This is a genomic window from Neisseria sp. 27098_8_112, from assembly GCF_041433235.1.
Lineage (GTDB): Bacteria > Pseudomonadota > Gammaproteobacteria > Burkholderiales > Neisseriaceae > Neisseria.
The window spans coordinates 125,299-138,072 of the sequence record NZ_JAPWBB010000002.1 but is presented as its reverse complement, the minus strand read 5'-3'; the positions used below and the strand labels follow the sequence as shown (position 1 = coordinate 138,072).

The window sequence follows — 12,774 nt, the reverse complement described above, 5'->3', positions numbered from 1 at the left end:
AAATGGGTATGTTGATTTCAGACGGCCTGTGAATTAGCAGGCCGTCTGAAGTTTTATTTAATGATTGTACAACCAGTTTTCGAGTTTTTGTCGATCGGTAATGTGCAGCAGGGCGGTATTGGCTTCTGCTGCTTGAACTGTGATGCTGGTTTCACGCAACAGGCCTTGGCGGAAGAAATGGATGGTGGTGCACGTGCCGATAGGCAGTTTGCTCCACTGCGCTGCAAGGTCGTTGCAGGCATAGCCGCCTAAGGCGATGATTTTGTCTTGCGGGCAGAGTCCGGCATTTTCTGCGCTACCGCCATTAAATACATGAGTCAGGATGGCATGATCGCTGCTTTGTTTGAAACGTGCACCGAAATCGTTGGCGGGGGCAACCGATTGGGGTTCGCTGGCAAATGCTTCGCCGTGCTGGCGTGGTAGGGGAATAAAGTCGAGTTTGACACCTACGCTTTGCAGACATTCCGCGAGCGGAATGTCTTCGGTGCTGTATAAGGCCGTCTGAAAGAAGGTTTCTAAATCTAAACCGGTCATTTCTTGGCAACGGGATTGCCAGTGTTTTTCGGGTATGCCTTGATGGGTGTTGCACCAGTCGCGATAGTGTTGCTGCATTACGTTGTTGAGGTTGTATTTGCCTTGGCTTTTTTCACGGATGATGAGGTCGAGGCAAAGTGCGGCCAGTGCGCCTTTTTGATAGTAGCTGACGATGGCATTTGGGCTGTTTTCGTCTTGTTTGTAGAACTTGTCCCATGCGCTGAAGCTGGATTGGGCAAGTGTTTGTTTCAGACGGCCTTGTGTCTGCTGTACGCGTGTGATGCTTTGTGCAAGCAGGGTAAGGTAGGCTTCGGGGCTGATGGTTTTGCTTCGGGCTAGAAAGAGGTCGTCGTAGTAGGAAGTAATGCCTTCGAATGCCCAAAGTTGCTCGGTATAGTTTTCTTGGTCGAGATTGTAAGGTGCGAAGACGGCCGGTTTGATGGATTTAACGTTCCATGCGTGGAAGTATTCGTGGGAGAAGAGGCCGAGCAGTTCGGTATAGGCTTTGTCGGCTTCGCCCATATCGTAAGATGGCAGACTGTGGCGGTCGGCGAGTAGGGCGGTGCTGCTGATGTGTTCCAGTCCGCCGTAGAGGTTGTCGCCCAGATGTAGTAGAAAAAGGTATTCGGTAAACGGGGCAGGGGAGGGGAACATCGCCAACTCGGTTTCGCAGATTTTTTGAATATCGGCGAGGAAGCGGGCGCGGTCGAAATCGGGGTAGATACCGCTTAATGCAATACGGTGGGGAATACCTTGTGCTTCAAAGTTGAGGAATTCGATGATGCCTGTTTCAACAGGGTGATCAATAAGCTCGGCATATGAGGCCGTCTGAAAAGTGGTCGCCGAAATTTGTGGCAGGGTTGTGGCTATCTGCCATGTGTGTGGCAGGGTAGGAAATTCGACTTGGTGCGGTTGTTCCTCTTGTCCGTGTACTTTTAAGAAGAGGCATGCGCCGTCGAAAAAGCCGCGCTCGGTACTGAGGAATGAGCCGCGTACAGACAAGTCGAATGCGTAGACGGTGTAGTAAATTTCCCACGCTCCATTGAGGGCAGGGATTTGCCAATGGTTTTTGCTGGTTTGCGTCAGCGGCTGGGCTTTGCCGTTGCAACGCGCACTGATGTGTGTGATGTGGCGGGCAAAGTCACGGATGAGGTAGCTGCCGGGAACCCAGTTTGGCAGGCTGATTTCTGTTTCAAAATCATTGGGTTGAGTGAATGATAAGGTGATGTGCCATTCATGAGACAGAAAGTTAGGGGTAATTTTGTAATTAATCATAGCTATTGTATAGTTTGCTAAAGTTTATTAAGGATAAGTGTTTTTAAAGGTTAGGTTTAATCTATATCAATAAATTTGTACGAAAAAGGGGGCTTGAAAAAATGCTGTGTCCGATTTATTGGATATGTTTAAATAATTTATTGATTATAAAAGAAATGAGATTATCTCTCACTAAAGGTTTTATGCAATATGGAATGTAATTTTGCTTGGCATGTTGTGGTGTCTATGTTAAATTTAGAAAAATTTGAGCCTTAGCCGTATTGCGCTTTTCATAAACGTAAGGGTTGGGGTGAGATAAAAATTTTTTATACCCATAATTTATGGAGACTTCCATGGACACACAAACTTATAACTACAAAGTGGTGCGCCAGTTTGCCATCATGACTGTAGTTTGGGGTATTGTGGGCATGTTGGTCGGTGTAATTGTAGCCGCCCAATTATTTGCTCCATCCCTTGATTTATCTGAAATTGGACCTTGGTTCCACTTTGGTCGCCTGCGTCCGCTGCATACCAATGCGGTTATTTTTGCATTCGGCGGTTGCGGTTTGATCGGCACATCATACTACGTTGTTCAACGTACATGTAATACCCGTCTGTTTGGCGGTTGGCTGCCTGCATTTACCTTCTGGGGTTGGCAGGCCGTTATCGTAGCTGCGGCCATCAGCTTGCCTATGGGTTACACCCAAGGTAAAGAATACGCCGAGTTGGAATGGCCTATCGACATTTTGATTACGCTGGTGTGGGTTGCCTACGCCATCGTATTCTTCGGTACGATTGCCAAACGTAAAATCAAACATATTTACGTTGCCAACTGGTTCTACGGCGGCTTCATCTTGGCTGTTGCGCTGTTGCACATCGTCAATAATATCAGCATCCCTGCCGGTTTGATGAAATCTTACCCGGTTTACGCTGGTGCGATTGATGCGATGGTTCAATGGTGGTACGGCCACAATGCAGTAGGCTTTTTCCTGACAGCCGGCTTCTTGGGTATGATGTACTACTTCGTGCCAAAACAAGCAGGCCGTCCTATTTACTCTTACCGCTTGTCCGTTGTTCACTTCTGGGCTTTGATTTTCACTTATATGTGGGCAGGTTCTCACCACTTGCACTACACCGCATTGCCTGACTGGACTCAATCTTTGGGTATGGTATTGTCTTTGATCCTGTTCGCTCCTTCTTGGGGCGGTATGATCAACGGTATCATGACTCTGTCTGGTGCATGGGACAAACTGCGTACCGACCCTATTTTGAAATTCTTGATCGTATCTCTGTCCTTCTACGGTATGTCTACCTTCGAAGGCCCGATGATGTCTATCAAAACTGTTAATGCTCTGAGCCACTACACTGACTGGACTGTTGCACACGTTCACGCCGGTGCATTGGGTTGGGTAGGCTTTGTAACCATCGGTTCCGTTTACTACATGATCCCTCGCCTCTTCGGTAAAAACGAAATGTACAGCACCAAATTGGTTGAAGCGCATTTCTGGATTGCAACCATCGGTGTGGTTCTGTATATCGCCGCGATGTGGATTGCCGGTGTGATGCAAGGCCTGATGTGGGGTTCTTTGAACGAAGACGGCACACTGACTTATTCCTTTGTCGAATCTGTAAAACGTACCATGCCTTACTACATGATTCGTTTCACCGGCGGTCTTCTGTACCTGAGCGGTATGTGCATCATGGCATATAACGTTTACCGTACTGCTATCAGTGGTAAAGCAGTTGATGCTGAGATTCCTGCGGTTTCTCAAACTCAACACCACTAATGATAAGAAAGATAGGCTACCAAAATGAAATTACAACAATTAGCTGAAGAAAAAGTCGGTGTACTGATTGTATTCACCCTGCTTGTAGTCAGCGTCGGCCTTCTGATCGAGGCCGTCCCGCTGTTCTTCTCCAAGGCAGTTACTGAACCTGCGCCAGGCGTGAAACCATACAACGCCTTGCAAGTGGCTGGTCGTGATATTTACGTACGCGAAGGCTGCTACAACTGCCACTCTCAAATGATTCGTCCATTCCGTGCAGAAACTGAACGTTACGGCCACTACTCCGTTGCTGGTGAGTCTGTTTATGATCATCCGTTCCAATGGGGTTCTAAACGTACCGGTCCGGATTTGGCTCGTGTCGGCGGCCGTTATTCCGATGAATGGCACCGCATCCACCTGCTGAACCCGCGCGACGTTGTGCCGGAGTCCAATATGCCTGCATTCCCATGGCTCGCACGCAATAAAGTCGATGCCGAGGCAACTGTGGCGCATATGAAAGCCCTGCGTAAAGTGGGTACACCTTACAGCGATGAAGAAATTGCCAAAGCACCTGAAATGCTGGCCAACAAATCAGAGCTGGACGCTGTTATCGCCTACCTGCAAGGCTTGGGCTTGGCATTGAAAAACGTAAGGTAACATCATGGACGCTAACTGGGCTCGCTCGCTCTTTACTGTTTGGGTATTCATCAGCTTTATTTTAGTCCTCTATATTGTGTTCAATAGACGCAATAAGAAAAACTATGATGATGCAGCCAGCAGTATTTTCGATAATGACGAACAAAGGCCGTCTGAAAAGGACGATCAAGCTCAGTCAGTCCGTGATCACGGAGCAAAATAATGAACACAACATCCCAATTTACCAGTAGTTTCTGGAGTATATATATTGCCGTTATCGTCGTGCTCAGCTTCATCGGCCTGGCTTGGCTTCTGCTTTCGCAAAACGTTGTGAAACGCCCTAAAAAAGGCGAAGAAGTAAAAACCACAGGTCATGAGTGGGACGGCATTTCGGAGTACAACAACCCTCTGCCACGTTGGTGGTTTTGGCTTTATGTCTGCACATGGCTGTTTGGCGTCGGCTACCTGATTATGTATCCAGGTATCGGCGATTACAAAGGCCTGTGGGGCTGGAGCAGCCATGGTCAATATGAAGAAGAAGTTGCCAAAGCCAATCAGCAATACGGTAAAGTGTATGCTAAATTTTCCAATATGCCGATTGAGAAAGTGGCTAAAGACCCTGAAGCCCGTGCTATTGCACAAAACCTTTTCAATACCTACTGTATCCAATGTCACGGCTCAGATGCCAAAGGCTCCAAAGGCTTCCCGAATTTGACCGACGACGATTGGTTGTGGGGTGGCGAACCTGAAAAAATTCAGGAAACCATTGAAAAAGGCCGTACTGCCTCTATGCCGGCATGGGGTCCTGCTTTGGGTGAAGAAGGCGTGAAAAACGTAACACAGTATGTTATGTCCCTTTCTAAACCTAAAGGCCAATACGACGAGGAACGCGCCGAACGCGGTAAAGCCCTGTTTAGCGGCCCACCTGCCAACTGTTTCACTTGTCACGGTGACAAAGGTCAAGGTATCCAAGGCCTCGGCCCGAATCTGACCGACGATGTATGGTTGTGGGGCGGTACTCAAAAAGCGATTACCGAAACCATTACCAACGGCCGCAGCAGCCAAATGCCTGCTTGGGGTCACTTCCTCGACAAAGATAAGCTGCACATCATGACCGCTTATGTTTGGGGTTTGTCCAACAAAGACGGTAAAAAAGCTCCTGCTAAAAAAGCCGAGCCTGCTCCGGTAGCTCAACCTGCCGATGCTTCTGCTCCAGCAGCTGCTTCAGTTCCTGCTGCCGATAAAGCTGCTTCAGATGCTAAAGCTGCTCCGGCTGCTGAAGCCAAACCTGCTGAAAAAGCCGAAGCGGCTCCGGTTAAGGTAGACGGCAAAGCTGTTTTTGAAGCCAACTGTAAAACATGTCATGGCGGTATGATTCCGGGCGCACCTGCTGTCGGTAAAAAAGACGACTGGGCTCCTCGAATTAAGCAAGGTAAAGATACTTTGCACAAACACGCGCTTGAAGGTTTTAATTCAATGCCTGCCAAAGGCGGCAACAGCAGCTTGAGTGACGATGAGGTTAAAGCGGCTGTAGACTTTATGGCAAATGAGTCCGGTGCAAAATTCTAATTTTGAGTCGGATTGAAAAAAGCGTACCTAACAAGGTACGCTTTTTTATATTTGATAAAACCAATAAGAAAAAACATATCAAAAAGAGGCGAAATATCTAAAGCCGTCTGAAACATTCAGACGGCCTTTGTTCTTGGTTCAACCAAAATTAATCAATCCAAAGTGGACGTACTGCGTTTCAGGAACCATTCGCTGAAAGGCCACTCGACGCTATCGAGTAAGTTTTTGGTAATTAACCCCAGTTCCGTATCGCCTTCGATTTGCAATTTACGGTTGAAAAATAAGGTATCGGGATCTTCCTCGCGCATCATCATGCGCATGAAGTCTATACCGTTGGCGGCCAGCCTCAGATCGGGGGCACCGCTGAAGTTGTCGTCCAGGAATTTTTCCGTATCGGCACTAAACCGCACTTTGATACCGGCATCCAAAACTTCGATTTCGAATTTTCTTCCGGCAAAAAGTTCCATATCGGCAGGCAATAAACCTTTTTTCAGCATGGTATTCAATACGGAGACCAAAACAAAGCGTGGAGGTTTGCCGGGAAGTTTGGTACCGATTTTTGTCATCCATTTGGGTAGTATGATTTCAGGCAGCGCCATAATATGCCTCCTTCACGGTTTCAATACCGGGCTGACCGCGCCAATAGCCGTCAACCAGTGTTCCGGTAGTCAGTCGTTCCAACTCGGGGCGGACATCTTCCCATGTGGCTTTTCCGTCCAATACATCGCGGTGAATTTGGATAATTTCAGCCATGCTGTGCATTTGTGGCGACAGTCTGAGCATATTCACGCCGATTTTATTCAAGTCTTCATGATGGGGCAGTAGGTTTTGGCAGCCGTAAGACATGGTTTGGATGCCGTTGATGGTGAGAAACGGCTGGCCTTCTCGCGTATTCATGGCCATACCGTGCTCGTGGTCGAGGCAGCGGAACTCACAACTGTCTTTATTCAGATTGTAATGGCGGGCGGTAAAGCAACGTGATGAATAGGCGAGCGGCATTTTACCCCAAGCGAAGAGTTCGGTTTCAATGCCGTCTGAAGCCTTGATGATTTCGGCAACCTTATCGCGGCTCAGCTCGGACGGTGCAATCCAGCGGAATGCCCCTAATTTTCGGAATACATCCAAAGTGGTTTCGTTGTAGATATTCAGGCTTGCACCGGCAACAAATGGGATGCCATGTTCGCGTGCCAATTTGACCGCACCCATGTCGTTGGCTTCAACTTTAAACTTTCCCTGCTCCGTGATTTTGCGCAGGCGTTTCAGATCGGATTCGCTTTCGAGCAGGACTTGTGAAGAAAGAATAATCTCCTTACCGCTTTCCGCCAAGTCTTCGGCCAGTCCGAACCAGTCGGCAAAGCGCATTTTCTGACGGCGTGAGCAGACTACCTCGCCCAAATAGACCGTATCCAACGGCGTATCCAGCATGGAAACGTAAAATTCCAGTAGGGCTTCTTTTTGCCAGAAAAATAAAATAGGGCCCAGCGACAATTTCAATGAATTCATTTTCTTCCTCTTATTTCCATGGGCGGTTGTATGCGCCCAAAGTTGTCTGATGACCTTCCGAAACTTTGCTCAAGGCATTGTTCCATGACGGATTGACTTTGAAATGCGACGGGTCGGCTGCGGCTGCATCCAGTGCTTGGCGCAGGGATTTGGTTACTTGCGCCGTATACATCGGACTGCGTTGGCGTCCCTCGATTTTGATGGCGGATACACCGATTTTGATGAGTTCGGGCAACATTTCCAAAACATTCAGGCTGGTCGGTTCTTCCAAAGCATAGTAGGTTTCATCATTGACTTCAAAGCGGCCTTTGCACAAGGTTGGATAACCTGCCGGTTCATTGGGTTTGTATTGGTCTATCAATACCTGGTTTAGACGTACGTTCATGCGGTCGGGCAGTTGTTCCCAGCGGACGGATTTTGCCGGAGAGCAGACACCTTGCATATTGGGCGATTCGCCTGTTGCATAGCTCGACAAGATGCAACGGCCTTCCACCATTACACACAAACTGCCGAAGCCAAAGACTTCAATTTCCACATCAGTATTGTCAATCACATGTTTGACCTGATCGATGGTCAGCACGCGCGGCAAAACGGCACGACGGATGCCGAACAGCTCTTTCATCATATTGATGGCTTCGTAATTGGTGGCCGAACCTTGTACCGACATATGCAGGCGTAAATTCGGATGTTTGTCTGCCGCATACGCCATGATGGCGGGGTCGGCAACAATAATCGCATCGGCACCCAAATCCGCCGCCGTATCCACAGCAGCGTGCCAACGCTCCACTTGCCCGGCTTGTGCGAATGTATTGATGGCCATCAGTACATTGCGCCCGCGCGCATGGGCGTAAGCTACGCCTTCCCGCGCAGATTTCATATCGAAATTCAGTCCCGGAAAGTTTCGTGCATTGGTCGCATCTTTCAAACCCATGTAAACCGTGTCCGCACCGTTGTCCACAGCGGTTTTCAGTGCAGGCAGGTTGCCGGCGGGGCAGACCAATTCTGGAATTTTCTGCATTTTGTGTTCCTCGTCTTGATGATAACCTCTATCGGGTTAATCAATATTTTGTAGAATTCCGAATATTTTATGGATTAATGACACAAGATATGCTGACTTAAATCAAATCGAAAAATTCAGGTTGACGTAGACATATTGTTTACAAAATCTTAACAGACGTTGTTTTTTATATATTTCATGTGCTTAAAAATTTTGATGACGGATTTTGTTTCAAAATCGGCTTATGTTTTTAACTATCGCATTTATTAATTTTTACAATAATGGCGATAGAAAAATGAAAAAAGGCCGTCTAAAAATCTGGTTTCAGACGGCCTTGTGCTTTAAAGGGATATATTTAAGAGAAACCCAAACGTTTATCGGGTCGGGTAAACACAAAAATAAACAGGGAAGTTAACGCGCCCAAAGTATCGGCAAGCATGTCTTTTTGCGCGTCCCAAATATCGCCTTGAGAACCCAAGAATTCCAGCCCGGCCTCTCCACCATCGATGACGGCATATTGCCATTCGATGATTTCATAGGCGGCAGCCACGCTCATGATGAAGAACAGACCGAAAAACAAAGCCAGCGGCCAAGAGCAGAGTTTGCGGCGCAGCAGCCACTCAGCCATTGGATAGGCGTAGAAGCCGATGATGTAATGGGCAATACGGTCGTAATGATTGCGGTTTTCGCCCAAAATCGGTTCAACAAAGTGGTTGATGGATTCAAACGGTACATCTGCAAAAGTATAGTATGCACCGATTGAATGCATGATCAGCCAGAAACTCATGAATAAGTAGGCCAGGTTGCTGAAGCGAAAAATGCGGTAGGTGCCAACCAGAAGGAAGAATACGGATGCTACGGGGATAATTTCGGCGTACCAGACCGCGCGGTCATGAGGATTAATGCCTGACCAAACAATGAGGGCGAAGATAATCGTAGCAAGAAAAATGGGAAAGATTGGAGAAGGTTTATTCATGTTGTGTGTATGTAGTAATAATGGTTGCGTATTGTATAACGAACCGGCAGGGCTGGCAGTTTTAGACATTCAAGGCCGTCTGAAAACAGCTTTCAGACGGCCTGAAGTTTAGCCGTTCCAGAAATAACGGGTGATGTGGAAAAACATGGGTGCGGCAAAACAAATCGAATCCACGCGGTCAAGCATGCCGCCGTGGCCACGTATCATATTACCCCAGTCTTTGACACCGTAATCGCGTTTGATGGCAGACATAACCAGGCCGCCAAAGAAGCCCATTAGGCAGACGATAAAGCCGATAATGGCCGCTTGGTCGTGGGAGAACGGCGTAATCGGCGCCATCAGCGCGGCAATGGCTGTAGCCGACAAAATGCCGCCGACTGTGCCGGAAATGGTTTTAGACGGGGAAAGCGAAGGCATGATTTTTGCACCGCCAATCAGTTTACCCCAAACGTATTGCAACACATCTGATATTTGCACTACGCCAATCAGGAAGATCAGCAACAGGATATTGTTGCTGTTATCGAAGCCGTCCAAATCTAGAAACATCAGCGCCGGAACATGGGACAGACAGAAGATGCAAATCATCGCCATCCATTGCGTTTTGGCGGCGCGTTCCAAAAAGTGCGCGGCTTGGCCGCTGAGGCTGGCAATAATCGGCAGTATCAAAAAGCCGTAAACCGGAATAAAAATGCTGAACATGCCGTACCAGCCGTCATAGACGAAATAGTATTGCACCGGCAGCAGCAGGTAAAAGCAGACAACCATGCTGTAATAGTCGCTGCGGCGGCGATAGACGAGGGTCATAAATTCGCGTAGTGCGGCAAATGAAATCAGGAAAAACAGTACAACTGTCCCGATTTTTCCGAACCAAAACGCGCCCAGCAACACCAGCGTCATCAGCCACCATGCGTAAATGCGGGCGTTAAGGTTGGCGATGGTGGCATTATCTGCGCCATTTTTGCGCTTGAGCCATTGTCCGATGATGCTGGCAAAACACAATACGGCAAATACGCCGACAAAAATATAGCTGGCTTGCGGAGTCAGATGAGCGGCGGCCTGTTCGACAATGATTTGTTGGGAAGTCGTAGAAAGGCTCATGCTTGTCCTCCTTTATTTTGATGAACTTCAGATTCATTTTGGCGAAGTTCGCTGCGGTCGTTTTCAGACGGCCTGAGTGCCAGCAACGCTTCACGGCTGCGTGTCAAAAAGCTGTCTTTGTCTTCGTTTTCCTGCAAGGTAAGCGGCTGTCCGATATGGACTTCACACAAAAGCGGGATAGGCAGGATTTTGCCTTTGGGCAGTACGCGGCTGATGTTGTCTATCCAAATCGGCACAAATTCGGTATTGGGTTTGCTTTTCGCCAGATGATAAATGCCGGACTTGAACGGCAGCAGGATAGTGTTGTCGTCAGTATTACGCGTGCCTTCAGGGAAAATAATCAAAGAGTCGCCTGCGTTTAGCGCGTCTCTCATCTGTTCGGTAATTGCTTGCGGATTATCGCTATGGCGCGGAATCAGCAAGGCGTTGAAAACGTTTTGAATGATGAAGCGTTTGAGTTTGCTTGTCAGCCAGTAATCCGAACCGGCGACTGGGCGCGTGGACAAGCGCCAGCGGCGGGGTAGGGAAATCCACACCAGCACAAAATCGCCATGGCTGCCGTGATTGGCATAATAGACCTTTTGGTGCTGATTGAATGTCAGCTCGCGCGGACTTTTAGGACGGACGCCCGTAAGAAAAGAGACCGACAGACACAAGGCTTGGTCGGTCAGCCAGGCAAGTTGTTTTTTGAGGAAGTTTTTCATTGTTTCTGCCTTTGGGAGTGAGATACCGCTAAAGATTTGGTTTGGGTAAATCAGCAAAAATAATCAAATGCTTTGGATAAGCAAAATTAAAAATTGTGCGGCGGTCAGGTATAAGCTTTTGCGCCATAAGGAAAGTGCGCCGTTTATCCGTTGGGTCAACGTACGGCTGCCTGAAATTTGATGTAAACCGTTTTGTTGTAAGGATTGGTCGAAGTCTTCAGGAGAGTAGCGGTTGTCGGCAAAGTCTTGGAACACGCGGTGGTCGAAGTGAATGCGGATATGGCAGTACAGCAAAACCGCAGCCAAAACAAGTTGCACCGCAAACCATGCGCCGCCATATTTTACCGACAAGGCGAGCAGTAAGGCGTTGCAGGCGGCAACATAATGTGCGGTAGAGAGCAGGTGGGCAATAATACGGCTATCGGTTGCGTTGTCCATCATTATCCTTGTTTTAAACGGTTGGCCGCAGCTTCGACTGTTTGGGCAGTGGCCGGCGATAATACCATTTGCGGTCGAGCCCGTTTGAGTTCGGCCTTCGCTTGCGCCAAGTCTTTACAGCCACCATAGACCAGCAGCCACGTCAGCACCACTGCGGCACTTCTTCCATAACCTAAAGCGCAACATACCAGCACTTTGCCGTGTTTTTGGCGCAAGGTTTCCAATATCAAGGCCGTCTGAACCAAATCGCTTTCAGACGGCGTTACCATATCCAGTAAAGGCAGGGAGCGATATTCGCCTTGATAGCTACGGCAGGGATATTCGGCACATACATCCAATACGGCAGGCAGATGGTTTGAAATCCCCAAAACGCTGCCAATCAATACATCATGGCGGACTGGTGCCGTTTTCGCTTTACCGCGTAACCAATACGCCATGTTTAGCCGTACGCCCACCAGATAAGGCAACAGTAAAACCGTCGCTGCCGCCGATAATTTACCGTTAGCCTGTTTTTGGAATACGTTTGCATTTCCAGTCAAATAGGCAAAGGCCACCATCAGCAAAGACACGCTCATCCATATCAACCACAGCCATGCACCACCCAGTAGCGCGGGTAACGCCGTCAAACACGCACCAAGCAAATACAGAAGCGCAATCTTTCTTGAGCGTACATCATGCGATCCCAGTCTTAACGGCGAAGTCATCTGATGCGGGAAAGCCCACAACACCAGCCAGCCAAGCAATGCTCCGGTCGGCACGTCAATAAAATGATGTTGATAAGTCGTCAATACCGACAAGGCAATCAGGCTTTGCCATAAGAAAAGCGGCAGGCGGATTTTGGGAAAGCGCGTCCAATAAAATGCACCCACGATAATCGCCAACGCGATATGCAAAGATGGCGCTTGGTTGTACGGCAAATCAAATGCAGCCAATGAATCAAACAGCCAGCCTGATAGCCCATCGGCAGGCGGTTTAGGCCACCCGAAACGCAGCGGAAACAGCACAAAGCAAACAGTCGCAATCAGTTGGGCGGCTACAAGGTGCGCTACATATCGGTTTTGTTCATGTGTATCACGGCAAAGAAAAAATGCCGCAGCATACATCAGGTTCAGCGACCAATAAGGCACAATTGTCCATGCCCAAAACGGAATATTGCTCTCCCATGCAAAAGCGATTTCAGGTACATAGTCCAGCGATGCCGCGTAATGGTTGGAGAGGCCGTAGCTGGTGTAAAACAGGATACCGACTAAGATCAGCTTGAGTAGGGAGGTTTTGAGAGAGGGTTTCATGGATAGGTAC

Annotated in this window: 13 protein-coding genes; 4 read left to right on the top strand and 9 right to left on the bottom strand. The window is 48.4% G+C overall.

Annotated elements, in window-relative coordinates:
• Window positions 1-57 precede the first annotated feature (57 nt).
• A complete protein-coding gene (locus tag O3682_RS02255; RefSeq protein WP_371508204.1) occupies window positions 58-1,809 on the bottom strand; it encodes a M61 family metallopeptidase in 1,752 nt (583 codons plus the stop codon).
• 332 nt (window positions 1,810-2,141) lie between these two features.
• Here O3682_RS02255 and ccoN point away from each other — a divergent pair, with 332 nt between their 5' ends.
• Genes ccoN through ccoP form a run of 4 tightly spaced genes read left to right on the top strand, consistent with a single transcriptional unit; the run spans window position 2,142 to window position 5,759 of the window.
• Window positions 2,142-3,575, top strand: coding sequence for a cytochrome-c oxidase, cbb3-type subunit I (gene ccoN, locus O3682_RS02250; RefSeq protein ID WP_188209933.1), 1,434 nt, complete (start codon window positions 2,142-2,144; stop codon window positions 3,573-3,575).
• 24 nt (window positions 3,576-3,599) lie between these two features.
• Window positions 3,600-4,211: a cytochrome-c oxidase, cbb3-type subunit II gene (ccoO, locus tag O3682_RS02245; protein WP_063075589.1), complete on the top strand. Its 612-nt coding sequence runs from the start codon at window positions 3,600-3,602 to the stop codon at window positions 4,209-4,211.
• Between the two features lie 4 nt (window positions 4,212-4,215).
• Complete coding sequence (locus tag O3682_RS02240; RefSeq protein WP_003748776.1) at window positions 4,216-4,413, top strand: cbb3-type cytochrome oxidase subunit 3; 198 nt, start codon at window positions 4,216-4,218, stop codon at window positions 4,411-4,413.
• On the top strand, window positions 4,413-5,759 hold the full coding sequence (gene ccoP, locus O3682_RS02235; protein WP_371508203.1) for a cytochrome-c oxidase, cbb3-type subunit III: 1,347 nt from the start codon (window positions 4,413-4,415) through the stop codon (window positions 5,757-5,759). Before O3682_RS02240 ends, ccoP begins: the two co-directional genes overlap by 1 nt.
• A 152-nt stretch (window positions 5,760-5,911) precedes the next feature.
• On the opposite strand, the gene ubiT is transcribed toward ccoP, so the two are convergent.
• The 8 genes from ubiT to O3682_RS02195 all read right to left on the bottom strand — a co-directional run bounded on the left by ubiT (window position 5,912) and on the right by O3682_RS02195 (window position 12,764).
• Complete coding sequence (gene ubiT / locus O3682_RS02230; protein ID WP_036493042.1) at window positions 5,912-6,358, bottom strand: ubiquinone anaerobic biosynthesis accessory factor UbiT; 447 nt, start codon at window positions 6,356-6,358, stop codon at window positions 5,912-5,914.
• Window positions 6,345-7,262 (bottom strand): U32 family peptidase, encoded by a 918-nt coding sequence (locus O3682_RS02225; RefSeq protein WP_049330725.1) that lies wholly within the window; start codon window positions 7,260-7,262, stop codon window positions 6,345-6,347. The genes ubiT and O3682_RS02225 overlap by 14 nt, the downstream gene beginning before the upstream one ends.
• Before the next feature lie 10 nt (window positions 7,263-7,272).
• Complete coding sequence (gene ubiU / locus O3682_RS02220; RefSeq protein ID WP_003748766.1) at window positions 7,273-8,280, bottom strand: ubiquinone anaerobic biosynthesis protein UbiU; 1,008 nt, start codon at window positions 8,278-8,280, stop codon at window positions 7,273-7,275.
• A gap of 334 nt (window positions 8,281-8,614) precedes the next feature.
• Window positions 8,615-9,235 carry a DUF2238 domain-containing protein gene (locus O3682_RS02215; RefSeq protein ID WP_371508239.1) on the bottom strand — a complete coding sequence of 207 codons (621 nt, stop codon included), beginning with the start codon at window positions 9,233-9,235 and terminating at the stop codon, window positions 8,615-8,617.
• 108 nt (window positions 9,236-9,343) lie between these two features.
• The gene (locus O3682_RS02210; RefSeq protein ID WP_371508202.1) at window positions 9,344-10,333 is read right to left on the bottom strand and encodes a phosphatidate cytidylyltransferase; all 990 of its coding nucleotides are present in this window, start codon (window positions 10,331-10,333) and stop codon (window positions 9,344-9,346) included.
• Window positions 10,330-11,037: a lysophospholipid acyltransferase family protein gene (locus O3682_RS02205; RefSeq protein WP_371508201.1), complete on the bottom strand. Its 708-nt coding sequence runs from the start codon at window positions 11,035-11,037 to the stop codon at window positions 10,330-10,332. Before O3682_RS02205 ends, O3682_RS02210 begins: the two co-directional genes overlap by 4 nt.
• 63 nt (window positions 11,038-11,100) lie before the next feature.
• Window positions 11,101-11,475 (bottom strand): hypothetical protein, encoded by a 375-nt coding sequence (locus tag O3682_RS02200; RefSeq protein ID WP_371508238.1) that lies wholly within the window; start codon window positions 11,473-11,475, stop codon window positions 11,101-11,103.
• Window positions 11,476-11,477: 2 nt separating this feature from the next.
• A complete protein-coding gene (locus tag O3682_RS02195) occupies window positions 11,478-12,764 on the bottom strand; it encodes a dual specificity protein phosphatase family protein (protein WP_371508200.1) in 1,287 nt (428 codons plus the stop codon).
• Window positions 12,765-12,774: the final 10 nt, after the last annotated feature.